Annotated in this window: 20 protein-coding genes and 1 pseudogene; 17 read left to right on the forward strand and 4 right to left on the reverse strand. The window is 66.0% G+C overall.

Going from position 1 to position 23,868, the window contains the following annotated elements; genetic code table 11:
- The first annotated feature begins 19 nt into the window (after window positions 1–19).
- Both ACIP1U_RS27355 and ACIP1U_RS27360 read left to right on the forward strand, forming a co-directional pair.
- Window positions 20–892, forward strand: coding sequence for a LysR family transcriptional regulator (locus ACIP1U_RS27355; RefSeq protein ID WP_400321924.1), 873 nt, complete (start codon window positions 20–22; stop codon window positions 890–892).
- Window positions 893–1,094: 202 nt separating this feature from the next.
- On the forward strand, window positions 1,095–1,511 hold the full coding sequence (locus ACIP1U_RS27360) for a nuclear transport factor 2 family protein (RefSeq protein WP_400321926.1): 417 nt from the start codon (window positions 1,095–1,097) through the stop codon (window positions 1,509–1,511).
- A gap of 31 nt (window positions 1,512–1,542) precedes the next feature.
- On the opposite strand, the gene actP is transcribed toward ACIP1U_RS27360, so the two are convergent.
- The 3 genes from actP to ACIP1U_RS27375 are packed head-to-tail and all read right to left on the reverse strand — an operon-like array spanning window position 1,543 to window position 5,107.
- A complete protein-coding gene (gene actP, locus ACIP1U_RS27365; RefSeq protein WP_400321928.1) occupies window positions 1,543–3,114 on the reverse strand; it encodes a cation/acetate symporter ActP in 1,572 nt (523 codons plus the stop codon).
- Complete coding sequence (locus tag ACIP1U_RS27370; RefSeq protein ID WP_400321930.1) at window positions 3,111–3,425, reverse strand: DUF485 domain-containing protein; 315 nt, start codon at window positions 3,423–3,425, stop codon at window positions 3,111–3,113. The genes actP and ACIP1U_RS27370 overlap by 4 nt, the downstream gene beginning before the upstream one ends.
- Window positions 3,426–3,451: 26 nt before the next feature.
- Window positions 3,452–5,107: a fatty acid--CoA ligase gene (locus ACIP1U_RS27375; RefSeq protein WP_400321932.1), complete on the reverse strand. Its 1,656-nt coding sequence runs from the start codon at window positions 5,105–5,107 to the stop codon at window positions 3,452–3,454.
- A gap of 338 nt (window positions 5,108–5,445) precedes the next feature.
- On the opposite strand from ACIP1U_RS27375, the gene ACIP1U_RS27380 reads away from it, so the two are divergent.
- The 11 genes and pseudogenes from ACIP1U_RS27380 (at window position 5,446) to ACIP1U_RS27430 (ending at window position 17,335) form a co-directional block, all read left to right on the forward strand.
- A complete protein-coding gene (locus ACIP1U_RS27380; RefSeq protein WP_400321934.1) occupies window positions 5,446–6,258 on the forward strand; it encodes an SDR family NAD(P)-dependent oxidoreductase in 813 nt (270 codons plus the stop codon).
- Between the two features lie 55 nt (window positions 6,259–6,313).
- A complete protein-coding gene (locus ACIP1U_RS27385; RefSeq protein ID WP_400321937.1) occupies window positions 6,314–7,369 on the forward strand; it encodes a phosphotransferase in 1,056 nt (351 codons plus the stop codon).
- Between the two features lie 115 nt (window positions 7,370–7,484).
- Window positions 7,485–9,254, forward strand: a complete 1,770-nt coding sequence (locus ACIP1U_RS27390) for an acyl-CoA dehydrogenase (RefSeq protein WP_400321939.1) — start codon at window positions 7,485–7,487, stop codon at window positions 9,252–9,254.
- Between the two features lie 96 nt (window positions 9,255–9,350).
- On the forward strand, window positions 9,351–9,647 hold the full coding sequence (locus ACIP1U_RS27395) for a YciI family protein (protein ID WP_400321941.1): 297 nt from the start codon (window positions 9,351–9,353) through the stop codon (window positions 9,645–9,647).
- A gap of 408 nt (window positions 9,648–10,055) precedes the next feature.
- Entirely contained in the window at window positions 10,056–10,874 is an 819-nt protein-coding gene (locus ACIP1U_RS27400) for an ABC transporter ATP-binding protein (protein WP_400321943.1), read from the forward strand.
- Window positions 10,858–11,353: pseudogene (locus ACIP1U_RS27405) on the forward strand (ATP-binding cassette domain-containing protein); the annotation flags it as partial. The gene ACIP1U_RS27400 and the pseudogene ACIP1U_RS27405, both read left to right, overlap by 17 nt.
- 93 nt (window positions 11,354–11,446) lie before the next feature.
- Entirely contained in the window at window positions 11,447–11,941 is a 495-nt protein-coding gene (locus ACIP1U_RS27410) for an oligopeptide/dipeptide ABC transporter ATP-binding protein (RefSeq protein WP_400322017.1), read from the forward strand.
- Window positions 11,938–13,491 (forward strand): ABC transporter substrate-binding protein, encoded by a 1,554-nt coding sequence (locus ACIP1U_RS27415; RefSeq protein ID WP_400321945.1) that lies wholly within the window; start codon window positions 11,938–11,940, stop codon window positions 13,489–13,491. Before ACIP1U_RS27410 ends, ACIP1U_RS27415 begins: the two co-directional genes overlap by 4 nt.
- A gap of 54 nt (window positions 13,492–13,545) precedes the next feature.
- Entirely contained in the window at window positions 13,546–14,484 is a 939-nt protein-coding gene (locus ACIP1U_RS27420) for an ABC transporter permease (protein WP_400321947.1), read from the forward strand.
- A gap of 1 nt (window position 14,485) precedes the next feature.
- The gene (locus tag ACIP1U_RS27425; RefSeq protein WP_400321949.1) at window positions 14,486–15,358 is read left to right on the forward strand and encodes an ABC transporter permease; all 873 of its coding nucleotides are present in this window, start codon (window positions 14,486–14,488) and stop codon (window positions 15,356–15,358) included.
- A gap of 54 nt (window positions 15,359–15,412) precedes the next feature.
- Entirely contained in the window at window positions 15,413–17,335 is a 1,923-nt protein-coding gene (locus ACIP1U_RS27430; protein ID WP_400321951.1) for a propionyl-CoA synthetase, read from the forward strand.
- Window positions 17,336–17,406: 71 nt separating this feature from the next.
- Here ACIP1U_RS27430 and ACIP1U_RS27435 read toward each other — a convergent pair whose 3' ends face one another.
- The gene (locus ACIP1U_RS27435) at window positions 17,407–18,066 is read right to left on the reverse strand and encodes a GntR family transcriptional regulator (protein WP_400321953.1); all 660 of its coding nucleotides are present in this window, start codon (window positions 18,064–18,066) and stop codon (window positions 17,407–17,409) included.
- 427 nt (window positions 18,067–18,493) lie between these two features.
- Between ACIP1U_RS27435 and ACIP1U_RS27440 the strand changes: the two genes are divergently transcribed.
- From ACIP1U_RS27440 to ACIP1U_RS27455, 4 genes are all read left to right on the forward strand, one after another.
- The gene (locus ACIP1U_RS27440; protein ID WP_400321955.1) at window positions 18,494–20,215 is read left to right on the forward strand and encodes a flavin-containing monooxygenase; all 1,722 of its coding nucleotides are present in this window, start codon (window positions 18,494–18,496) and stop codon (window positions 20,213–20,215) included.
- 5 nt (window positions 20,216–20,220) lie between these two features.
- Entirely contained in the window at window positions 20,221–21,273 is a 1,053-nt protein-coding gene (locus ACIP1U_RS27445) for an alcohol dehydrogenase (RefSeq protein WP_400321956.1), read from the forward strand.
- Window positions 21,270–22,265 carry an alpha/beta hydrolase gene (locus ACIP1U_RS27450; protein ID WP_400321958.1) on the forward strand — a complete coding sequence of 332 codons (996 nt, stop codon included), beginning with the start codon at window positions 21,270–21,272 and terminating at the stop codon, window positions 22,263–22,265. Before ACIP1U_RS27445 ends, ACIP1U_RS27450 begins: the two co-directional genes overlap by 4 nt.
- A gap of 105 nt (window positions 22,266–22,370) precedes the next feature.
- Complete coding sequence (locus tag ACIP1U_RS27455) at window positions 22,371–23,825, forward strand: NAD-dependent succinate-semialdehyde dehydrogenase (protein ID WP_400321959.1); 1,455 nt, start codon at window positions 22,371–22,373, stop codon at window positions 23,823–23,825.
- Window positions 23,826–23,868 lie beyond the last annotated feature (43 nt).

Below are 23,868 nucleotides of genomic sequence, written 5' to 3' on the forward strand. Positions count from 1 at the left end.
AAGATATATTGAGGGCAATATGAACTGGGACGACGCGCGGGTATTTCTCGCGTTGTATCGGGAAGGGACGCTGCGCGCGGCGGCGCGTGTGCTGGACGTGGACCAGGCCACCGTCGGCCGACGTCTTGCGGCACTGGAAAGCGTGGTCGGGGCTACCCTATTCCTGCGCACGTCCGGCGGCTATGTGCTGACCATGGCGGGCGAGAGCGTGCTCGACGCGGCGCAACGCATGGAGCAGTCGGCTAATGACTTTCAAAGGCTGACGCAAGGCCTCGACGATCGCCTTGCGGGGGAGGTGAGGATTACCACGACAGATTCTCTGGCCATGGATTTCCTGATGCCTGCCCTTGTGGGGCTGCACGCCAAGTATCCGGCCGTCGCGGTGCAGATTCATGCGTCGACCCAGATGCTGAACCTGGCCAGGCGGGAAGCCGATATCGCGATCCGCACGGCCAGGCCCGACAATCCCGACCTGATCGCGCGGCGCCTGGCGCAGTGGCCGATGGGCCTGTATGCGTCGCCTGGCTATCTGAGGGCACACGGAGAACCCCAGGCGGGGACGGCCTTCGCTGGCCACGACCTGGTGGTGTATCAGCCTTACGTGCTGGCCTCACGGGAACCAATGCTGGTGGGAGAGCCAATCTCGGGCGGGCGCATCGTGGCGGCAGTCAACTCCAGCCTGATGCTGCGCACCGCCATCAGGGCGGGACTGGGCCTCGGCGAGATCCCCGTCTACATGGGCGAGGGCGACGGCCTGATCCGGCTATGGCCGGAACGCAGCCGCGACGCGCCATACGAGGTGTGGCTGGTGACCCACAAGGATCTGCGCCACAGCGCCCGGATACGCGCTGCGATTGAAGAGATCGCGCTTGCCTTTGAGCGCCTGCGCTAGCTGCGCGAGCGAGGCAACGGTCATATCGTCCCGGCTACCGAGGCTGGGACAGCCACACGTTCACAGCCCCCCGTTCGGGGAGGGGCATTGACAGGGATTGGCGAAGGGAGATGATGGACGGGAGGGCAGGCACGCGCGCCGCGACTCACCGCGGGCGGTGCTGGCGAGCCCTCGCCATGACCAATTTCCCAGGAGATCCATGATGAGCCAGACCGAGACCGTCCAGGCGTTTTTCGCGCGTTATCGTGAGCATGACCTGAACGGCATGCTGGCACTGTTTTCCGCAGGGGCGCGGATCGACTATGTCCCCATGATGCTGGAGGGGCCGGCCGGCGAAACCGGGATAACGATCTGGAGCGCGCTGATCGATGGCTTCCCGGATCTGGGTAATTCCGTCACCGCGATCTATGCCGCCGACGACCAGCGCACCGTCATTGCCGAAGTCACCATTACCGGAACGCAGGCCAAGGATGTGTTGGGGATCGCGAACCAAGGACGCTCCTTCTCGCTGCCACACGTCTTCATCGCCCGCGTGGACCAAGATGCCAGGATCGCATTCATGCGCGCCTACTGGGACAACGCGGCGTTGTATGCCGCGTTGTCGGATGCCGTGGCGTAGGCCTGGCCCGCGCATAACCGTGCGCTGGCCGTTAGTGGCTCGATGCTGCCGATGCCCCATGGCCAGTCTGTGCGCGCACCAGGCGCGCATCGAAAGCCTGGCGCTCGGCCTGCGCCCTCGAGCTCTTGTCGAAGCGAGAGCACAGATACGTGACCAGGAACGCAAACGGGACCGTGAACAGCGCCGGGTGATCGTACGGAAAGACTGCCTCGGGATGCCCCAGCACGTTCTTCCAGACGGCAGGCGAAAGGATCACCAGCGCGACCGAGGACACCAGGCCCGCCGCCACGCCCCATACCGCGCCGCGGCTGGTCAGGCCCCGCCAGTACATCGAGAGCACCAGCACCGGGAAATTCGCGGAGGCCGCCACATTGAAGGCAAGCGCGACCAGGAACGCGAGGTTCTGCCCCCTGAAGCCGATGCCGAGCAGCACCGCGACCACGCCGATGACCAGCGTGGCCCGCTTGGTCACGGCGATCTCCGCCGCCTCGGTCGCGGTGCCGCGGCGCAGCACATTGGCGTAGATGTCGTGCGAGATCGCGGACGCGCCTGCCAGCGTCAATCCCGAGACCACGGCGAGGATTGTGGCAAAGGCGACGGCCGCCAAGAACCCCAGAAAGAGGTTGCCGCCGGTCGCGCTGGCAAGGTGCATGGCGACCATGTTGCCGCCGCCGAGCAGTTTCCCGCCGACCTGGCCGGCTTCAAAGAAACGGGCATCGGTGCCGACAATCACGATCGCCGCGAGGCCGATGGCGAACATGGCGAGGAACATATAGCCAATGCAGGTGCTGGCCACCAGCACGCTCTTGCGTGCCTCGCACGCATTCGGCACCGTAAAGAAGCGCATAAGGATATGCGGCAGTCCCGACAGGCCGAGGACGGTGGCCACGCACAGCGAGAACGCCGAGACCGGATCGGCGAACAGCGTGCCGGGCGCGAGCAGGGCCGGGCCGCTGCGGTGTACCGCGACTGCCCGGGCGGCCAGGGTTTCGAAGCTGAAGCCGAAGTGCGCCAGGGACAGCAGCATCAGCAGCGAGCCACCGAACAGCAGCAGCACCGCCTTGATGATCTGGACCCAGGTGGTGGCGAGCATGCCGCCCACGGTCACATAGATCATCATCAACGCACCGACCCCGACCACGGCATAGGCATAGTCGATGCCGAACAGCAGCTGCACCAGTTCGCCGGCGCCCACCATCTGCACGATCAGGTAGAGCATCACGACCACCAGGCTGCTGGCCGCTGCGATGCAGCGCGTGCTGACCGGATCGAGCCGGTCCGAGATGATGTCCACGAAGGTGAACTTGCCGAGATTGCGCAGCCGTTCGGCCATCAGGAACAGCATGACCGGCCAGCCGATAAAGAACCCGACGATATACAGGAGCCCGTCGAAGCCGCGCGCATAGACCAGGCTGACCACGCCGAGCAGGGTGGCGGCCGACATATAGTCGCCAGCCACGGCCAGGCCGTTCTGCATGCCGGTGATGCCGCCGCCGGCGGTAAAGAAGTCGTTGGCGGTCCGGGTCCGCAACGAGGCCCAGTACGTGATGCCCAGTGTCAGTGCGACAAAGAGCAGGAACATTGCAATGGCCTGGAGATTCATTGGGCGGCCTCCGACACAATCTGCCGCACCATCGTCTCAAGCGTGCCGTTCGCCCGGTGCACATAGAACCACGTGCAGAGCCACCCCAGCACCACGATCCCGACAGCAAGGACGATGCCAAAATTGAGCCAGGTGCCGGCATGAAGCGGCTGAGCGAGGCGCTGCGGCTGCATCGCAACGGCAATCATCAGGGCAAGATAGGGCGCCAGGACCAGGACGAGCAGCCCGCGCGACAGGCGGGAACGACGGCGGACCAGTTCGCGGAACCTGGGATGGCGCCGGATGCGCTCGGTATGGGTGGAATCTTGCATGGCTTGTCTCCTGAAGCAGATTTTCTTTAGGCGGCCTGGTACTGCTCGCGCAGCAGGCGCTTGTTGATCTTGCCGACACTGGTCTTCTCGATCGCGTCGACAAACAGCACCCGTTCCGGCACCGCGTACTTTGAGATCGCGCCGCGGCGGACGAAGTCGCGCAGATGCTCCTGGATGTCGGCGGCTTCGGCCGACTGTCCAGGCCGGAGCACGATCAGCGGCAGGGGGCGTTCACCCCAGCGCGCATCCTTGATGCCGATCACGGCCACCTCGCTGACGGCGGCATGGCGCGAGATCAGGTCTTCGAGCTCCAGCGACGACACCCACTCGCCGCCGCTCTTGATGACATCCTTGATGCGGTCCGTGACCTGCAGGTAGCCATCGCTGTCGATCGAGCCGATGTCGTTGGTATGGAGGTAGCCACCGGCCCACAGGTGCTCAGACGCCGCGGCGTCGCCAAGATAGCCTTGCGTGAGCCACGGCGCACGGACCACGATTTCGCCGCTGGCCTTGCCGTCGTGCGCGATGTCGCGCATGTCGTCATCGACGATGCGCAGGTCTACCAGGGGAATGGGCAAGCCAGTTTTGGTACGCACATCAAGCTCGGTGGCGGCATCGCCAAGCAGCGTCGTCTTGACCTGCGCCAGCGTGAGGATGGGACAGGTCTCCGACATGCCGTAGCCGGTGAATACGTCGATGCCGCGGTCGATGGCGGCCTGGGCCAGGCCGCGCGGCAGTGCTGACCCGCCCACGATGATCTTCAGGCCGCTCAGGTCGACCCCGGCCGACTCCGGATGCGACAGGATCATGTGCAGCAGCGTGGGGACGCCGTGGGAGAACGTGACGCGCTCGCTCCGGATCAGCCGAAGGAGGTGATCGGCAGCGTAGCGCCCCGGATAGACCTGCCTGATGCCGAGGGCAGTTGCCACGTAGGGCATCCCCCAGGCGTGCACATGGAACATTGGCGTCAGCGGCATGTAGACATCGTCCCGATGCACGCGCCCCTGGCTGGGGGCGCCGGTCAGCGCCGCCATGGTCGCAAGCGTATGGAGCACGATCTGCCGATGGCTGAAGTACACGCCTTTAGGCAAGCCGGTGGTGCCGGTAGTGTAGAAGGTCGTCGCGCGCGCGTTCTCGTCGAAGTCAGGAAAGGCGTAGTCAGGCGGCGATGTGGCCAGCAGCGCTTCGTACTCGGCTGCGAAGCCGTCGGGCAACGGCGCGCTCTCGATCGCGAGGGCGTCCTCCCCGATCAGGACAAAGTGCTCGACGGTTTCAAGCTGAGCGCGGATCGATTCAAGCACGGGCAGGAAATCGGCATGGACGATCAGCAGCTTGACGCCCGCGTGATTCAGTGTATAGGCGATCTGCTCGGGCGAGAGCCGCACATTGACCGTCATCAGCACCGCTCCCATCATGGGGATGCTGAAGTAGGCTTCGAGGTAGCGATGGCTGTCCCAGTCCATCACCGCCACTGTATCGCCGGCCTCGATGCCCAGTGACTGCATGCCACTGGCCAGTTGGCCGACGCGGTGACGCATGGTCCAGTAGCTGTGCCGGACCTGGGTGCGGTAAACGATTTCCTGCTCCGGGTTGATCGCCAGCGGCGCGTGCAGGAGCTGCTTAATCAGTAGCGGATAAGCGTATGCGGATGGCGTGCGTGAAATAGGGGTAGGCCGTGACACGGAGAGACTCCTTGATCGCTGTGGCGGCGGTCCCTCACGCGAGCATGGGAATCTTGTCGCGCATGCTCGTGCCAGGGGCGCCGGATGCCTCGCAGCGTAAGCGCCAACGCACGGCTTTCCAGCCCCCCGATAGGGGAGCTGCCAGGCCTTGCGAGGGTGGCCCGCGGGGGGGGTGCCACCGCTCGCGACGCCTCGCGGCGCGCTGGTGGCCTCCCCGTTCGGGTGGCTGGCGTTTCGTCCGCGGTGGCTTAACCTTTGCCTGCCCATCGGAAGCGGCCGACGATGCCACGTCACGGAAGATCTCCGCTCCGACAACCGCGTCGAAGGAGACTGCAAATATGGCTTCCGCCCCTCATTCCGCCCCTCTACCGGACGCTCGTCCCGCTCCTGTCTTCTCGGATCTCGACGGCAAAGTGGCACTTGTGACCGGCGCATTCGGCGGGCTTGGCCGCCACTTCGCGCTGACACTGGCCAACGCGGGCTGCCGAGTGGCGCTCGCAGGCAGGCGGCTGGCAGAAGGCGAGCGCATGCTGGCGGAGATCCGCGCAGCGGGCGGCAAGGGATGCGTGGTGCCGCTGGATGTGTGCGACGCCGATTCTGTCTCTGGCGCATTCTTCGAGGCTGAGCAGGCGCTGGGCACCGTCGAGATTGTCATCAACAGTGCCGGCATTGCCACCACCGGACCCGCGCTGGAAACGACCGAGCAGGATTGGGCGCGGGTGATCGATACCAACCTGAGCGGCGCCTGGCGCGTCGCGCAGTACGCCGCCCAGCAGATGCGTGATGCGGACCGGCGCGGCAGCATTGTCAATATCGCTTCCATTCTCGGGCTGCGGGTCGCGCAACAGGTTGCCGCGTACACCGCCGCGAAAGCCGGGCTGATCCAGCTGACGCGGGCGCTCGCTCTGGAATGGGCTCGGCATGGCATCCGCGTCAACGCCCTGGCTCCGGGGTATTTCGCCACCGACATCAACCGCGATTTCTTCGAGACCGACGGCGGGCAAGCCATGATCCGGCGGATCCCCCAGCGGCGCCTGGGACAGCCCTCCGAGCTGAACGGCGCATTGCTGCTGCTGGCGTCAGAGGCTTCCGCCTACATCACCGGTGCCGTGCTGCCCGTCGACGGCGGGCATCTCGTCAGCACGCTGTGATGCGGCATCGGGCTGGCGGCACGCGATCCCGCACACAAGCTAGAAGGAGAGACCGATGAACGAAACGAATCAGCGCGACTGGGATGCGCTGGCAAGGCTGCTGCATGCGCGCGGGCTGATTGACCAGGCATTGCTCACTGCCACCCGCCTGACCGGCGGCCAGTCCAATCCGACGTTCCTGATCTCGTCTGGCAGGCAGCGCTATGTCCTGCGCATGAAGCCGGCCGGGCAGGTCCAGGCCAATGCGCATGCCATCGACCGGGAGTATCGGGTGATGCGCGCACTGGAGGGCAGCGACGTGCCCGTCCCCAGCGTGTACCTCTATAGCGAAGACCTGTCCGTAGTTGGCAGCCCGTTCTACCTGATGGAGTACCTGGATGGCAGGGTGCTGGTGGACCAGTCGCTGCCAGGCATGCAGCGCGAGGAGCGCAGCGCGATCTACGCGGAAATGAATCGCGTGATCGCGGCGCTGCATCGCGTCGATGTCCACGCGGCCGGACTTGCCGACTACAGCCCGAGCGGGGATTACCTGGCGCGTCAGATTGCCGGGTGGACGCGTCAGTGCCGCGCAACCGGCGCCGCGGACCACTCCGCCATGCAAGCCCTGATGAACTGGCTACCGCGAAACATCCCGGCGCTCGAAGAGACCCGCCTCGTCCACGGCGACTTCCGCCTCGACAACCTGGTCTTCCACCCGACCGAACCGAAGGTCATTGGGGTGCTGGACTGGGAGTTGTCTGCGCTGGGGCATCCACTGGTCGACTTCGCCTACCACTGCCTGAGCTGGCACATCCCGTCGTCGCTGTGGCGCGGCGTCGCCGGCCTAGACCTCGCTGGCCTCGGCATCCCGGGCGAGGACACGTATATGCAGTGGTATCTCGATGCCAACGGTACCCCGGGCATCGAGCATTGGGATTTCTATATCGCCTACAACCTGTTCCGCCTGGCGGCCATCATGTTCGGGATCGCTGAGCGTGCCCGGCAAGGCAACGCGGCGGCCGCCGATGCCGTTGAAACCGGCCGCAAAGCCGGGCCGATGGCTGACCTGGGGTGGCACTACGCGATGCGCTACGAAGCCATTCGGAAGTGCCCTGCGCATCCGCTGCCATGAAGATGTCGGGAGCGCCAGTACTCTATGTGCGATGTGCTCGTTGGTTCAGGGGCGCGATCAGGGCCTGACTCGCTCGCACTCGCTGCCGATTTGCTCATCTAAAGGACGCTCACCAATGACGTACCGTGCTCCTCTCAACGAAATGCTCTTTGTCATGGACGCACTCGCCGGCCTTGACGATCTCAACAAGCTGGCTGGGTTTGAAGAGGCCTCAAGGGAAACCGCGTCCGCGGTCCTGGAGGAGGCTGCCAGGTTCAGCGAACAAATGGTGGCCCCACTAAATCGCGTCGGCGACTTGGATCCGAGCCGCTGGAAGGATGGTGTGGTCACCACCACGCCCGGCTTCAAGGAAGCATTCCGCCAGTTCGGCGAGGGCGGCTGGCAGGGCGTGCTGCATCCGCAGGAGTTTGGCGGCCAGGGCCTGGCCAAGCTGATCGCCACCGCTTGCCACGAGATGCTGCATTCGGCGAACCTGTCGTTCGCGCTTTGTCCGATGCTGACCGATGGTGCCATCGAGGCGCTGCTGACGGCCGGCTCGGATGCGCAGAAGGCCACCTTCCTGCCCAAGCTGATTTCGGGCGAGTGGACCGGGACCATGAACCTGACCGAGCCGCAAGCCGGTTCGGACCTGGCCGCGGTGCGCACCCGCGCCGAGCCGCAGGGCGATGGCACCTACAAGGTGTTCGGCACCAAGATCTTCATCACGTACGGCGAACACGACATGGCGAAGAATATCGTCCATCTCGTGCTGGCCCGCACGCCCAATGCGCCGGAGGGCGTCAAGGGCATCTCGCTGTTCATCGTGCCAAAGTTCATGGTCAACGCCGACGGCAGCACCGGTGCGCGCAACGACGTGCATTGCGTGTCGATCGAGCACAAGCTGGGCATCAAGGCCAGCCCCACGGCCGTGCTGCAGTTCGGTGACCATGGCGGCGCCATCGGCACGCTGGTCGGCGAAGAGAACCGTGGCCTCGAATACATGTTCATCATGATGAACTCGGCACGCTTCTCGGTCGGCATGCAGGGCATCGCGGTGTCCGAGCGCGCGTACCAGCAGGCGGTGGCCTATGCGCGCGAACGCGTGCAGAGCCGCCCGGTCGATGGCTCGGCGCGCGACGCGGTGACCATCATCCACCACCCCGACGTCAAGCGCATGCTGATGACCATGCGCGGGCTGACCGAGGGCGCACGCGCCGTGGCCTACGTGGCCGCGGCCGCCAGCGACGCGGCGCACCAGCATCCCGACGAGGCCGTGCGCAAGCAGAACCAGGCCTTTTATGAGTTCCTGGTGCCGGTGGTGAAGGGCTGGAGCACCGAGCTGTCGATCGACGTTACCAGCCTGGGCGTGCAGGTGCATGGCGGCATGGGCTTTATCGAGGAGACCGGCGCGGCGCAGCACTACCGCGACGCCCGCATCCTGCCGATCTACGAAGGCACCACCGCGATCCAGGCCAACGACCTGATCGGCCGCAAGACCGTGCGCGACGGCGGCGCCGTGGCGCGCGCGATCTGCGCCCAGATCGCCGAGACTGAAGCTGCGCTGGGCAAGCACGGCGGTGCGGCGTTCACCGCGGTGCAGGCGCAACTGGCCAAGGGCCGTGCCGCGCTGGAAGCCGTCGTCGAATTTGTGGTGGCCAATGCCAAGTCCGACCCGAACGCCGTCTTTGCCGGCAGCGTGCCTTACCTGAAGCTGTGCGGCATTGTGCTGTCCGGCTGGCAGTTCGGCCGCGCGATGCTGGCCGCCGACGCCAAGCGCGCCGAGGATCCCGCTTTCCGCGACGCCAAGATCGCTACCGCGCATTTCTTCGCGGATCACATCCTCACGCAGTCATCGGCTCTGTGTGCGGCGGCAATGGCTGGCGATGTGAAAGGCAATGTGTTTTAGGAATTTAATCCGCTGACGACGGGATCATTTTTTCAAACCGGTCCCGCAATAGCAGATACGAAGCCAAGTTCAGGCTATTTGATAGGAGTAGGAACCGTGCCGTATTTCATTGAAAGCTTCGATAAACCGGCTCACCAACACATCCGCGAGCAACTGCGCGCAGAGCATTTACGCTTCCTGGATGAACACAAGGCCAAATTGCTCGCGTGTGGCGCAAAACTGAACGAAGACGGCAGCAACGCTGGTGGCGGCGTCTATCTCATCGATGTCGACACTCGTAAGGCGGCCGAACAGTTCATCGCTCAAGACCCTTTTGCCAATGCAGGGCTTTTCGAGCGGGTCAATATCGTGAAGTGGCGCATGGCCTACTTGGATGGCAAGGGCTATCTTTGAGCCGCTTGCGGGGCAACCTGTCATGAAGCACCGGGCAGGGCCAGGGGTCTGATAACCCTTGGTCCCTGCGTGCGATTCAGGAATCCCGAAGCCAAAGGACGATTTGTCCTGCTGCCCAGGCGGTGGGAGGCGGAACGCAATTCGGCTGGGCCAATCGATGTCGCGAGACAAGACTATGAGCTTTCAGAGGCCTTGCTTTGACTAAGTAGTATCCCGATGTTGAAAATGGGATACCAAAAGAATAAAGTGAATACTTCGCTGGAAAGGAGACTGGCAGGAGCGGCACATGTTGAATTCGGTGCATCAACTTTGTTATGCAGGCAGGCCCACGTGGTACACGGGCAAGCCGTGGTTCGGCGTCAGGCGTGACTACGCCGGCCCAGTTTTCGCTGGGGCGGAGTGCGGCGCATGACAATCTGGTTGCGCGTCAAAGATCTGGCCGTGACGTTCCCCCGAACGGGCAAGGAGCCGCAGGACAGCGCCGTGAAGGGCATCGACTTCGACGTCGCACGTGGTGAATCGGTGGGCATCGTGGGAGAAATCGGAAGCGGCAAATCCGTCACCGCCAAGGCCATTGCCGGCTTGCTGCCACCCTCGGCGCGTGTGTCTGGCGATATCCGCCTGCAGGGTCACTCGCTGCTTGCAGGCGACCGCAATACCCTCGCAGCGCTGCGCGCGCCTGTTTCCTACATCTTCCAGAACCCGAAGGCCGCACTGGATCCGGTCTTCACGATCGGCTCGCAGCTGGTGGAGACGCTGCGGTGGCGGCAGCGTCTCGGGACGGCCGCCGCGGTGGAGCGCGCCGTGGCGCTGCTCGATGCCGTCGGTATTCCGGAACCGGAGACGCGACTGCGCGAGTTTCCCCACACCTTATCGGGCGGCATGGCACAGCGCGTGATGATCGCGCTCTCGCTGGCGTGTGAGCCGGAGCTGCTGATTGCCGATGAGCCGACCAGTGCGCTTGACGTGTCGATCCAGGCGCAGATCCTGTCCTTGCTGGGCGAGCTGCGGCGCCAGCGCGGTGCCTCGCTGATCTTTATCTCGCACGACCTGAGCGCGGTGGCGGAGCTGTGCGATCGCGTCATCGTGATGCATGCGGGCAGAGCCGTTGAGGCGGGTCCGACCCGCGCGGTGATCGGCAACCCCACCCATCCCTACACCCGCAGCCTGATCGATGCGATTCCGCGGCGCCCGCAAGCGCGACAAGACGATGAACCAGCGAACTGAAAACCGTCTGGAGGTCTGCGATCTCCACGTCAGCTTCCCCGCGCGCAAGACCTTGCCGTGGCAGGCCGCGTCCCGCGTGCGCGCCGTGAACGGCGTGTCGTTCACGATCGAGCCGGGCAGCATCGTCGGCCTGGTGGGCGAATCCGGCTCGGGAAAATCGACGATCGCCAGAGCCATCATGGGCCTGGTAGCGCCTGATGGCGGACAGATCCTGCTCGGCGGCATGGATCTGTGCCGCATCGGCCGGCGCGCGCGACTGGCACTGCGCCGCTCGCGCCGCCTGCAGATGATCTGGCAGGACCCAGCCGGCTCGCTCGACCCGCGCTTTACCGTGCGCCAGTCCTTGCTGGCGGGGTGGGGGCGTGACGATATCGCGGCGCGTACCGCGCGCGCGGCAGTTGATCCGCGCGGTGGGACTGCCCGAGCGGGTCTGGGACCAGCGCCCAGGGCAGATGTCCGGCGGGCAGAACCAGCGGGTCGCCATCGCGCGGGCGCTGCTGGGCGACCCGGCCGTGCTGGTGGCCGACGAACCGACCTCGGCGCTCGATGTCTCCGTGCAGGCGGGTGTCGGCATGCAGCTGGCGGCGCTGACACGGGAAGCAGGCGCCTCGTGCCTGCTGGTTTCGCACGACCTCGCCTTCGTCTCGAACCTGGCAGATCAGGTGATCGTGCTCTACCTGGGGACGGTCCTGGAGCGGGGGCCGGCGCAACGCCTCATGACGCGTCCGCGCCACCCCTACACGGCTGCGTTGCTGGGCGCATCGCCGCAAGGCTATCTGGCTGGCGAAGCCAGCCCGCGCTACCGCTTGCGCGGCGAGCTGCCAAGCCCGCTGCGGCCGCCAAGCGGATGCCAGTTCCGCACGCGCTGCCCGTTTGCCGAGGCGCGCTGCGCGGAAGAGCGGCCGCTGCTGCGCCCGGCCGATGGCGACGGCATGGTGGCCTGCCACTTCTCAGAACGCCTCGCCGTACCGATCCGACAGATAGCGCAGGGACTTGATCCCGAGACCCCTGTCGCGCGTCCGTCATCACCTTTGCCACCCCATACCAGTCGTACCGATTTCCAATGAGCCAATCTTCCGCCTTCCGCTTTTCCGGCTACCTGGCCGCGTGCGCCCTGTGCCTGGCCGCCTTGTTGTCTGCCTGTGGCAAGACCGCCACCGATGCCGCAACCGATGCTGCGGCCGGGAACACGCTGCGGGTCGCGTTCCGCGCGCAGAACCCCGGCACGCTCGATCCGCACAACGGCACTGAAGGCAGCGAGCACGTCATCCTGTGGACGATCTTCGCCACCCTGCTCAACTTTGATCCCGAAACGCTGCAGCCAACCCCCGGCCTGGCAGCTTCATGGCGATGGGTGGATGGGACGACGCTGCGGCTCGCGCTGGTGGAAGGCGCAACCTTCCAGGACGGCACACCGCTGGATAGCGCGGCGGTGAAGTTCAACCTCGACCGGCTGGTGTCCGGCAAGGCCACCATTGCTGCCGACCTCGCGGCCGTGTCGTCGGTGGAGGCCAGCGGCGCGCACGAGGTCACGCTGCACCTGAAATATCCCTCCGCCAGCGTGTTGATGGCCCTGGCGGACCGTGCCGGGATGATGGTGTCCCCGACCGCACTGGAGCGTGATCCACGTGGGTTTGCACGAAATCCGGTCGGGGCCGGTCCTTACCGCTTCGTGGAGTGGGTGTCGGGCGACCGGATCCGGGTGGCGAAGTTCGACAAATACCATGTAGCGGGCGAGCCCCGGCTCGATGGCATCCTCTTCCGCCTGATGCCGGATCCCGAGACCCGGCTGAATGCACTGCGCTCCGGCGATGTCGACCTGATCTACGACGTCGACCCGGCCTCCCTGCCGACGCTGCAACAGCAGGGCAACCTGCAGACCGTCGTCTCCAAGTCGCTGGCTTACTTTGAGATGTACATCAACATGGCGAAGCCGCCGTTCGACCAGGTCAAGGTGCGCCGCGCGCTTAGCATGGCCATCGACCGCCATGCCCTGATCGCGGCGGTACAGCAAGGGCACGGCGAACCGGCCTGGTCGCCGATGCCATCAAGCGAGTGGGCCTATACGCCGGAAATCGCGAACCAGCCGCCATACGATGTCGGGCAGGCCCGGCGCCTGCTCGCCGAAGCGGGCCTGCCCGACGGCTTTGCCTTCAAGATGGCGTTCGAGGCCGGAGCCATCAACGAACGCCGTGCCGAGGTCATCCAGGCACAGCTGGCGAAGATTAATGTCCGGGTCGAATTGCTGCCGAGCGAAACCGCGCAGGCCATCAGCCGCTATCTCAATGGCGAAGTGCCGGTGCTGAACAACCGTTGGACCGGCCGCATCGATCCCGCCATGACGTATGCCAGCCAGTTCGCCCGCAACGGCTTCACCAACGTCGGCAAGCATGCATCGCCCGCGCTGCTGGCCGCCATGGCGCAGGGCGAATCGACGACCGATCTGGCCCGGCGCGCCAAGGCCTACGCCACGGTGAACCGCATCCTCTTCGAGGAGGCATTCAACATTCCCTTGTACTTCCAGGCAGGCATCGTCGCCTACGACAAGCGGGTACATGGCTTCGTGCCCAACCTGCTGTCCAAGCCGCGGTTCGATGGTGTCTCCCTTTCCCGTTGAGGCTGGCATGCACAAGCAGATTGTCCACGTAGCCCGATCCTGCCGGGAGACCCCATGACCGGTACGATCCTGCGCAGGCTGACGGCGATGGCGCCGCTCCTGCTCGTGCTCAGCTTGCTGGTATTCGGACTGAGCCGGCTGATTCCCGGCGATCCGGCGGTGGTCATCGCCGGTGAGTCGGCCACCCCCCAACTGGTCGAGCAGATCCGCCGCGACCTCGGGCTGGACCTGCCGGCGTGGCAGCAATACGCCGTCTGGCTGCGCACTGTGGTGCAAGGCGACTTGGGGCATTCTCTGTTCGACGGCCAATCCGTTGCGCTGTCGGTGGCGCAGCGCTTGCCGGTCACGCTGCTGCTGGTCGGTGCCGCGATGCTGGTGAGCTGTGGCGTCGGGCTCGCCGGCGGGATCCTCGCGGGAGCGTTTGCCGGGCGGCTGCCAGACCGCATCGTCAGTGCGGCGGCGGCCGTCATGATCTCGGTGCCAGGCTTCGTGCTCGGCCTGTTTCTCGTGCTGGTGTTTTCGATCGGGCTGAAGTGGTTTCCCGCCACCGGATTCCGGCCGCCTGCGGAAGGATTCGCCGGCTTCCTCCATGCCCTGATGCTGCCGATGCTGGCGCTGGGTTGCGCCGGTGCCGGCGAACTGATGATCCATACCCGGTCGGCGGTGATCGCGGCGCTGGAATCGCAGCATACCGCCGCGCTGCGATCGCGTGGCCTGCCCGAGCGCACCATCGTCCTGAAGCACGCCTTGCGCAATGCGGCGATACCGCTGTCGACCGTGGTCGGCCTCATCTTCCAGCACCTGCTGGGCGCAAGCGTCGTGGTCGAAATCCTTTTTGCCATACCGGGGATAGGAAGCCTCGCGGTAGCCGCTGTCCAGAACCGGGACATCCCGGTGGTGCAGGGCGTCGTGTTGGCGCTCGCGGTACTGGTCCTCCTCACGAACCTGTTCATCGACGTGCTCTACAGCTTCCTCGATCCCCGGACCCGATGACATGCCCAAAGCCGATGCCGTAGTCTCCCGACCCTTTTTCCGACCTGGCCGCACGCGCGACGGGGTGCCCGCCCTGCTCGGCTGGGGCCATTGGATGGCGCTCGGATTCGTCATCCTGCTGGCCGCGGTGGCGGCTGCGGCGCCGGTGCTCGCGCCCCACGATCCCTATGCGCAGGACTTGGCGAACATCCTGCGGACGCCATCGTGGACCTATCCGCTCGGGACCGACGATGTTGGTCGCGACATCCTCAGCCGCCTGATGTATGGCGCACGCACTTCGATGTCCGGTGCTTGCGCGGCCGGCGCCGTCGCGCTGTTGATCGGGCTGCCGGTCGGGCTGGTGGCCGGCGGCATGGGCGGTGCCGTGGATGCCGTCCTGATGCGCATCGTCGATGCGATGCTGGCGTTCCCGGCGACCATTCTTGCGCTGGCGGTGGTCGGCATCATTGGGCCGGGCCTCGGACATGCGATGTGTGCCATCGGTCTGGTGTACTCCCCGCGCCTGGCGCGGCTGTTGCGCGCGCAGGTCATCCTGATACGCCAGCAATCCTACGTCGAGGCGGCAAGGCTGATGGGAATGGGGGAGGCCGCCATCGTGGTCCGTCACCTGCTGCCGAACAGCCTGCGGCCGATCCTGGTGCAGTGGTTCCTGATGCTTTCCTTCGCCTTCCTGGCTGAAGCCGGGCTCAGCTTCCTCGGCCTCGGCGTGCAGCCGCCGGAGGCGAGTTGGGGGCAGATGCTGGCGCGCGCCTACCGCTCGATGTCGCACAGCGGCTGGCAGATCGTGGCTCCGGGCCTGGCCATCACCGCCAGCGTGCTGGCTCTCAATCGCGTGGGCGATGTGGCGTCGCGCTGGCTGGCGCGTGGCGCCTGACCCGCGCGCAGGCATCGCCCACCACAGACCGGCAGGCTAACCATGGAGACCGCAGTGACCCCGGCTATCGACACGCATCCTTACACCCAGATATATCGCCATTCCCTTGCGCATCCGGAAGCCTTCTGGGCTGACGCCGCGAACGCCATCGACTGGGCCCGGGCACCCACGCGCATCTTTGATGCCCGCGCTGGCGTGTATGGGCGCTGGTTCGTCGATGGCTGGTGCAATGCTTGCTACAACGCCGTGGACAGGCATGTCGCCACGCGTGGCGCACAGGCTGCCATTGTCTATGACAGCCCGGTCGCCGGGGAAAAACGCAGCATCAGCTATGCGCAACTGAAGGACGAAGTTTCCGCCGCAGGCGCCATGCTGCAGGCCCTGGGTGTGCGCAAGGGCGATCGCGTGCTGATCTACATGCCCATGATCCCGGAAGCGGTGATCGCCATGCTTGCGTGCGCGCGCATCGGGGCCGTGCATTCGGTCGTCTTCGGCGGGTTTTCCGCGAAGGAACTCGCGGTCAGGATCGATGACGCAGCCCCCCGCGTGGTGCTGAGTGCCAGTTGTGGAATCGAGACGCGCCGGATTGTGCCCTACAAGCCCCTGCTCGATGAGGCGATCCGGCACGCAAGCCATGTGCCTGAGGCCTGCGTGATACTGCAGCGACCCCAGTCCATCGCCGAGCTGACGGACGGCCGCGATCACGACTGGGCGGTTATGACCGAGGCCATCAAACGTGCTGGTGGCGGGTCCGCGTGCGAGCCAATGCTGGCGACCGATCCGCTCTATATCCTGTACACGTCAGGCACGACCGGCAGCCCAAAGGGCGTCGTGCGCGACAGCGGCGGCTATCTCGTGGCCCTGCAATGGACGATGCAACATCTCTACGGCGTGCGCCCCGGCGAGACGTTCTGGTGTGCCTCCGACGTCGGCTGGGTGGTCGGGCACTCCTATATTGTCTACGGCCCCTTGCTCAACGGCTGCACCACGGTGCTGTATGAGGGCAAGCCGGTTGGCACCCCCGACGCGGGCGCCTTCTGGCGCGTCATCGCTGAATATGGCGTGGCGGCACTGTTCACCGCACCGACCGCGTTGCGTGTCATCCGGCGGGAAGATCCCGATGGCAACCAGCGCGAGCACTACGACCTGTACTCATTGCGTGCCTTGTTCCTGGCCGGGGAGCGTGCAGATCCGGAAACGGTGCAGTGGGCGCAACGGCAGTTGGGGGTGCCTGTCATCGACCATTGGTGGCAGACCGAGACCGGCTGGTGCATAGTCGGCAATCCCGTCGCCGGCGATCGTTTGCCAGTGAAGGCGGGGTCTCCCACCGTGCCGATGCCGGGGTACACGCTCCATATCCTGGACGCCGACGGCCACCGGCTGGGGCCAAACTGCATGGGTACCATCGCCATAAAGCTGCCTTTGCCGCCGGGTAATCTGCCGACGCTGTGGCGTGCGGACGCGCGCTTTCGCGATGCCTACCTCGGCACGTTCCCGGGATACTACAACACGGCTGACGCTGGCTTTATCGACGAGGACGGCTATGTCTTTGTGATGGGGCGCACGGACGACGTCATCAACGTGGCTGGCCATCGCTTGTCGACGGGCGCCATGGAGGAAGTCATCGCGTCGCACGCAGCCGTGGCGGAGTGCGCGGTGATCGGCGTGCGCGATGCGCTCAAGGGTGAAATGCCGTGGGGCGTGGTGGTGCTCAAGGCCAATGCAGCAGGCACGCCGGACGCCGTCGAGCAGGGGCTGGTCGCGCTGGTGCGCGAGCGCATCGGACCGGTCGCCACGTTCAAGCGCGTCGTGGTCGTGCCGCGGCTGCCCAAGACACGGTCCGGAAAGATCCTGCGTAGCACCATGAAGCGCATCGCGGATGAGGAGGACTGGTCGATCCCCGCGACTGTCGAGGACCCCGAGGTACTGGGCGAGATCGTGGCCGCATTCCGTCAGGCCCGCAAGGTCGGGGAGTAGGCGCGCCCGCAATGCCCGGCGCGACGCGCATCCTGGTGGCGGGGCGGCAAGCCGGTGCCGCCAGGATGGCGTCAGCCTATGGCCTTCTTGATGGCGGCAGCGCCACGCATCAGGTGCGTGCGCGTGATGGCTTCCGTGCCGGCCTGGTCGCGCTTCCACAGCGCATCGAGGATGTCCCGGTGCTCGGCAAATGCCTGAATGCGTTGGGCTTCGGTGTAGAGCGTGAGCGTTCTCGGGAACACGGCAAACGGGCTCAGGCGGTCGAGCACGTCGATCAGGCTGGTGTTGCCGCAATGACTCACGATCTGCCGGTGGAACTGGCGATTGAGGGCCAGCAGCGCTTCTACATTGCTGTCCCAGTCTTTCATCAATATCTCGATGCGGTCCTGGATGGCGGCCAGCGCGTTCAGGTCGTCGGTGTTGACGCGATGCGCGGCGAGACCGGCCGCGAAGGGTTCCAGCTGCACGCGGATCTGCAGCACTTCCGCGACTTTCTTGCCCAGGTCGGCGACCACGCGCGTGCCGCTCGGCCGGGTTTCGACCAGGCCATCGTCCGCCAGCCGCGTCAGCGCTTCGCGCACGGGCGTGCGGCTGACGCCGAGACGGTCCGCCAGCTTCATTTCGGTGAGCGGTGTCCCCACGGGAAACTCTCCGGAGAGCAGCAGGCGTTGCAGCTCCTCATACGTTTTCTCGCGCAGCTGGGACGCTTCGGTGGGCAACAGCGACGACATTAGTGGTGGCCTTCCTGATGAGGTCCGGCGGGCGGTGGGTTGCCTGGCCGGGATACAGTTTATTGAAGTGGTATGGAATTTTATCGAAATTATCCGGGGCGCGACAAGTGACGTCTCCGTTGTTCGCTGGCGGAAACGTCGCTTGCGCCAGGGAGAGGCGTGGCTGGTCGGTCACCATGGTTTCCCCGGAGCATGTTAGCGTTGAATACCAAATTAATTTACGGTATCCTAAAAATAAATAAGGGGTACAGGAGCCTGGCTCGGGTGGCCACCACCCGGGTCCGGCCGATTCCACCAACCTCGCAGCAAAGGAGACAAAGGATATGAATCATCGATGGGCGGTAGGCGGCGTGGCCGCGGCAGCGCACTGGCGCACGGGAGGCCCGACGGCGTCGGGCTTGTGGGGGACGCAAGCAGGAGGCGACCGATGAGCCTGCTCCGCAAGCGAGAGGCGCTGCCCGCCGTCAGCGACCGGTTCGAGAAAGATGTGGTGATCGTCGGCGCCGGATTTTCCGGGCTGTACGCCTTGCACAAGCTGCGCGGCCTGGGCCTCGATGTCATGGCCTTCGAGCGTGGCGCCGATGTCGGCGGGACGTGGTACTGGAACCGGTACCCCGGCGCCCGCTGCGATATCGAAAGCGCCGACTATTCGTTCTCGTTCTCCGACGCGCTGCAGCAGGCCTGGCGCTGGTCCGAGCGTTTCGCCACGCAGCCCGAGATCCTGGAATATGTCAACCATGTCGCAGACCGCTTCGATCTGCGGTGCGGTATCCAGTTCGACACCCAGGTGCTGAGCGCCAGCTACGATGAGGCGGCGCGGCGCTGGCAGGTGCTGACGGACAAAGGGCAGCTTGTCTCGGCGCGCTATTTCATCCTAGCCACTGGCTGCCTTTCGGTCGGCAACGTACCCGACATCCAGGGGCGCGACACCTTCGCGGGACCCAGCTACCACACCGGCGACTGGCCGCACGGGGGTGTCGATTTCACCGGCAAGCGCGTTGCCGTGATCGGCACCGGCTCGTCGGCGATCCAGTCGATTCCGCTGATCGCACAGCAGGCCGAGCACCTTTACGTGTTCCAGCGCACCCCGAACTTCAGCCTGCCGGCGCGGAACCGGCCGATCACGGACAAGCAGGACCGTGACATCAAGACCGGCTATGCCGAGCGCCGCCGCACTGCCCGCTACAACTCGGGAGGCGTGAACCGCATCGACTCGACCGTCAGCGCGCTGCAGGTGCCGCCGCACGAGCGCGAGGCGGAATACGAGCGCAAGTGGCACGAGGGTGGGCTCAACTTCGCATCGACGTTCATGGACCTGCGCGTCAACACCGCAGCGAACGAGACCGCCGCGGAGTTCGTGCGGCGCAAGATCCGCGGCATCGTGCGCGATCCCGCCATCGCCGAATGCCTGGTGCCGAAGGGCTATCCCCTTGCCGCCAAGCGTCCCTGCGTGGACACGGGCTACTACGAGACTTTCAACCGCGACAACGTGACGCTGGTCGACCTGCAGGCTGCGCCGATAGTCGAGATCGCGCCGTCCGGCGTGGTGACGCGCAATGCCGCCTACGAGGTCGATGCCATTGTCTTTGCCACGGGCTTTGACGCCATGACCGGCGCCATCCATGCCATCGACATCGTCGGACGGGGCGGGCTGCCGCTGCGCCAGCACTGGGCGGCCGGGCCGCGCACCTACCTAGGCTTGTCGAGCACAGGCTATCCCAATCTGTTCCTGGTCGCGTCGGTGGGCAGCCCCTCGGTGCTGAGCAACATGATGACGTCGATCGAGCAGCACGTGGACTGGATCGGCAACTGCATCGCGACGATGCGCGAGACCGGTGCCGACACCATCGAGGTGACTCCGGCCGCCGAGCAGGCGTGGGTCGAGCATCTGAACACGCTCGCCAATGCGACGCTCTTCCCGAAGGGAACCTCCTGGTACATGGGGGCAAATATCCCCGGCAAGCCCCGTCTGTTCATGCCCTATGCCGGCGGCGTCGGACGCTATCGACAGCTGTGCGAACGCATCGAGGCGCACGGCTATCCAGGCTTCCGCTTCGGGCGTCCCGATGACGACCACGCGACCGCGGCCGGGGCATCGTCGCCAGCGGCAGCGTCCTTCGATATCGACTCCCTCTACCTCAAGGATTGAACGCCATGAAGAGCTATCAGGTTACCGACTTCGGCGCGCCGCTGGTCGAGGTGCATACCGCGACGCCGGCCCCGCAAGGCACGCAGGTATTGCTCAGGGTCGTCGGCGCGGGCATCTGCCACAGCGACCTGCATATCTGGGAAGGCGCCTATGAACTGGGCCACGGGCGCAAGAAGCTGTCGTTCGCGGATCGTGGCATGAAGCTGCCGATCACCATGGGCCACGAGACCGCCGGGGAGGTGGTGGCGGTCGGCCCCGACGCCGTGGGTGCCAAGGTCGGTGACGTGCGCCTGGTCTATCCGTGGATCGGCTGCGGCGAGTGCGCGGTGTGCCGGGCGGGCGATGAGCATATGTGCCTGCAGCCGGCCTATATCGGCGTGCAAAAGGCGGGCGGCTATGCCGATCATGTCATGGTGCCGCATGCCCGCTACCTGCTGGACCTGAAGGGGCTCGACCCGGTCGCGGCCGCGCCCTATGCCTGCTCGGGGGTAACAGCGTATGGCGCCCTGAAAAAGGTGCAGGATGTGTTCGACTCGCCAATCGTGATCCTCGGCGCCGGCGGACTGGGCCTGATGGCGCTGTCGCTGCTGCAGGCCATGGGCGGAAAGGGCGCCATCGTGGTCGATATCGATCCCAGGAAGCGGGAGGCCGCGGCCCGGGCGGGGGCGCTGGCCACGGTGGATGCCGCCGCGCCGGATGCGGTGCAGCAGGTGATCGCGGCGGCAGGCGGTCCGGCCAGCGCGGCGATCGACTTTGTCGGTAACCCCGACACCGCGACGCTGGGCTTCGAATGCCTGCGCAAGGGCGGCAAGCTGGTGACGGTCGGCCTGTTTGGCGGTGGCGCACCCTGGGCCTTGCCGCTGATCGCGATCAAAGCGATCACGATCCAGGGCAGCTATGTGGGCAACCTGCGCGAAACGCAGGAACTGCTGGATTTGGTGCGGGAGAAGAATATTCCGGCCATTCCCGTGACCACCGTGCGCCTGGCACGCGTCAACGAAGCCTTGTCGGAACTGCATGGCGGCAAGCTGATTGGCCGCGCCGTACTGACGCCATGACGGCCGGCGGGGCAGTTTCCGGGCCCGCTGCCGGGCTGGCCGCGACCAGCGAGCTGGCGCTGGACGAAGAGATCCGGCCCTTCCTGGCGCGTTTCGAAGCGGCACTGCCGCAGGTCATCCACCAGATGCAGCCACAGGCTTTCCGGGCGGCCCTCGAGTTGTCCGGTGCCGGCATCGGCCCACGCCCACCCGGCATGGCCGTGGAGGACCGGAGCGCGACGCACGCCGGGCGCACCGTGCGCCTGCGCATCTACCGGCCGGACGCACCGGCACCATGCCGGCGCCGCGCGCTGCTGTTCTTCCATGGCGGCGGATGGATGGTCGGCAGTGTCGACAGCTACGACGACATTGCCGCCGACATTGCCGCCAGCACGCCCTGCACAGTGATCTCGGTCGAGTACGCGCTGGCGCCGGAGCATCGCTATCCCACCGCGCTGCTGGACGGCGAGGCGGCGGCCGAGTGGTTGCGCGCCAATCTGGACGGCCTCGGTCTCGATCCCGGGCGCATCGCCATCGGCGGCGATAGCGCTGGCGGGAACCTTGCCGCCGCGCTGTGCCTGCAGTATCGCGACTGGGGCGGCGCCATGCCGTTCTGCTTCCAGTGCCTGCTCTACCCGGCGCTGGATGTGGACGTGGAGCGGCCCTCGTACCGGCGCAACGCGGACGCGCCCATCCTGGGGCGGGAAACCATGATCTGGTTCCTGCGCCATTACCTCGGCGAGGCATGGGAGACCCCTGATGTTTATGCGGCACCGCTGCGCGCGGGGAGCCTGGCCGGCATGCCGCCGGCCTTCGTGGCCGGCGCCGGCTTCGACCCGCTGCTCGATGAGGGCGCCGAATACGCGGCCAGGCTCGCCGCCGCTGGCGTGCCGTGCGAGTACCGCCTGGCGGGCGACCTGGTGCACGGCTTCCTGCGCATGCGCAACGTGAGTCGGCGGGCACGGGCGGAGTTCGACGCCGCCTGCGCGGCGCTCCATCGCGCTTTGTCATGAATACCGGCGTCGCGCCCACGCATGCGCGGCGGACGCCGGCCCCATTTCCACGTATTCCCATTTGCGGCGCGGGGCACCGGCCCGCGCGCCGCCGGAGATTGCCAAATGAGCGTTTCGGAATTTGAACGAAGCTATCCGGATGTCCGGCTCCTGATCGACGGAGAATGGCGGGATGCCGCCGACGGCGCCACCATTGCCGTGCTCGACCCGGCCACGGGCGGGACCATCGGCTCGGTGGCGCGGGCAACGCGCGCAGACCTGGAGGCGGCTGCGACCGCCGCGGAAAAAGGCTTCAGGATCTGGCGCGCGTTGGCCCCGGTCGAGCGCGCCGAGATCCTGCGCAAGGCTGCGGCGCTCTTGCGCGAGCGCACGCCGCAGATCGCCTGGCTGCTGACGCGCGAACAGGGCAAGCCGCTGGCGCAGGCCGCGGTGGAGATCGGCGCATCGGCCGACATGACGGATTGGCTGGCCGAGGAGGCCCGGCGCACATTCGGGCGCGTCATTCCCTCGCGGTCGGCCCAGGTCATGCAGCTGACCGTGAAGCTGCCGGTGGGCCCGGTCCTCGCGCTGACCCCCTGGAACTTCCCGGTCAACCAGGTGGCACGCAAGCTGGCCGCCGCACTGGCTGCAGGCTGCTCCGTGATCGTCAAGGCACCGGAGGAAACGCCGGCGTCGCCGGCCGCCCTGGTGCAGGCTTTCGTGGACGCAGGGGTGCCGGCCGGGGTGATCAACCTGGTCTATGGCATTCCCGCCGAGATCTCGGAGTACCTGATTCCCCATCCGGTCATCCGCAAGATCTCCTTTACCGGCTCGACGGCGGTGGGCAAGCACCTGGCTGCGCTGGCCGGCCTGCACATGAAGCGCGCCACCATGGAACTGGGAGGGCATGCCCCGGTGCTGATCTTCGATGACGCCGATATCGACAAGGCCATCGATATCCTGATCACCACCAAGTTTCGCAACGCCGGGCAGGTGTGCGCGTCACCCACGCGCTTCCTGGTGCAGGACAGGGTCGCCGATCGCTTCTTCGATGGTTTTGTCGCCGCTGCGCGCGCGCTGCGCCTCGGCAATGGACTCGCCCCCGACACGCAGATTGGCCCGCTCGCCAATGCGCGGCGCGCGCCGGCGCTCGAGGCGCTGGTGCAGGACGCCGTTGCGCATGGCGCCGAGCTGATCACTGGCGGCAGCCGCCTGGGCGGCGAGGGCAACTTCTTCCCGCCTACCGTGCTGGCCAACGTCCCCACCACGGCACGCATCATGAACGAGGAACCCTTCGGGCCGGTCGTGATCTTCAATCGCTTCGCCACGCTGGATGAGGCCATCGCCGAAGCCAACCGCCTGCCCTACGGTCTCGCCTCATATGCCTATACGCGCTCGACAGCGATTGCCCATGCGGTGGGGACCCAGGTGGAGGCGGGCATGACCACCATCAACCACAGCGGCCTGGGCTTGCCGGAAGTGCCGTTTGGCGGCGTGCGCGATTCCGGCTACGGCGAGGAGGGCGGGCCGGATGCTGTCGAGCCCTATCTGGTGAACAAGTTCATCACCACGGCAGCCTGAGCGAGACGGCAATGGCGGGCGCTGGCGCGCTCGCCCCCCATTC

The sequence above is a fragment of the Cupriavidus sp. NPDC089707 genome, assembly GCF_044748965.1.
In the GTDB taxonomy this organism is placed as follows: Bacteria; Pseudomonadota; Gammaproteobacteria; order Burkholderiales; family Burkholderiaceae; genus Cupriavidus.

What these genes read in the sequence shown, in the direction of transcription:
- ACIP1U_RS27435 (WP_400321953.1), bottom strand. Translation starts at nt 18,066, where the DNA reads ATGTCGTCGCTGTTGCCCACCGAAGCGTCCCAGCTGCGCGAGAAAACG.
- ACIP1U_RS27370 (WP_400321930.1), bottom strand. Translation starts at nt 3,425, where the DNA reads ATGCAAGATTCCACCCATACCGAGCGCATCCGGCGCCATCCCAGGTTC.
- ACIP1U_RS27445 (WP_400321956.1), top strand. Translation starts at nt 20,221, where the DNA reads ATGAAGAGCTATCAGGTTACCGACTTCGGCGCGCCGCTGGTCGAGGTG.
- ACIP1U_RS27390 (WP_400321939.1), top strand. Translation starts at nt 7,485, where the DNA reads ATGACGTACCGTGCTCCTCTCAACGAAATGCTCTTTGTCATGGACGCA.
- ACIP1U_RS27360 (WP_400321926.1), top strand. Translation starts at nt 1,095, where the DNA reads ATGAGCCAGACCGAGACCGTCCAGGCGTTTTTCGCGCGTTATCGTGAG.
- ACIP1U_RS27410 (WP_400322017.1), top strand. Translation starts at nt 11,447, where the DNA reads ATGCAGCTGGCGGCGCTGACACGGGAAGCAGGCGCCTCGTGCCTGCTG.
- ACIP1U_RS27455 (WP_400321959.1), top strand. Translation starts at nt 22,371, where the DNA reads ATGAGCGTTTCGGAATTTGAACGAAGCTATCCGGATGTCCGGCTCCTG.
- ACIP1U_RS27450 (WP_400321958.1), top strand. Translation starts at nt 21,270, where the DNA reads ATGACGGCCGGCGGGGCAGTTTCCGGGCCCGCTGCCGGGCTGGCCGCG.
- ACIP1U_RS27355 (WP_400321924.1), top strand. Translation starts at nt 20, where the DNA reads ATGAACTGGGACGACGCGCGGGTATTTCTCGCGTTGTATCGGGAAGGG.
- ACIP1U_RS27385 (WP_400321937.1), top strand. Translation starts at nt 6,314, where the DNA reads ATGAACGAAACGAATCAGCGCGACTGGGATGCGCTGGCAAGGCTGCTG.
- ACIP1U_RS27420 (WP_400321947.1), top strand. Translation starts at nt 13,546, where the DNA reads ATGACCGGTACGATCCTGCGCAGGCTGACGGCGATGGCGCCGCTCCTG.
- ACIP1U_RS27415 (WP_400321945.1), top strand. Translation starts at nt 11,938, where the DNA reads ATGAGCCAATCTTCCGCCTTCCGCTTTTCCGGCTACCTGGCCGCGTGC.
- ACIP1U_RS27425 (WP_400321949.1), top strand. Translation starts at nt 14,486, where the DNA reads ATGCCCAAAGCCGATGCCGTAGTCTCCCGACCCTTTTTCCGACCTGGC.
- ACIP1U_RS27380 (WP_400321934.1), top strand. Translation starts at nt 5,446, where the DNA reads ATGGCTTCCGCCCCTCATTCCGCCCCTCTACCGGACGCTCGTCCCGCT.
- actP (WP_400321928.1), bottom strand. Translation starts at nt 3,114, where the DNA reads ATGAATCTCCAGGCCATTGCAATGTTCCTGCTCTTTGTCGCACTGACA.
- ACIP1U_RS27400 (WP_400321943.1), top strand. Translation starts at nt 10,056, where the DNA reads ATGACAATCTGGTTGCGCGTCAAAGATCTGGCCGTGACGTTCCCCCGA.
- ACIP1U_RS27440 (WP_400321955.1), top strand. Translation starts at nt 18,494, where the DNA reads ATGAGCCTGCTCCGCAAGCGAGAGGCGCTGCCCGCCGTCAGCGACCGG.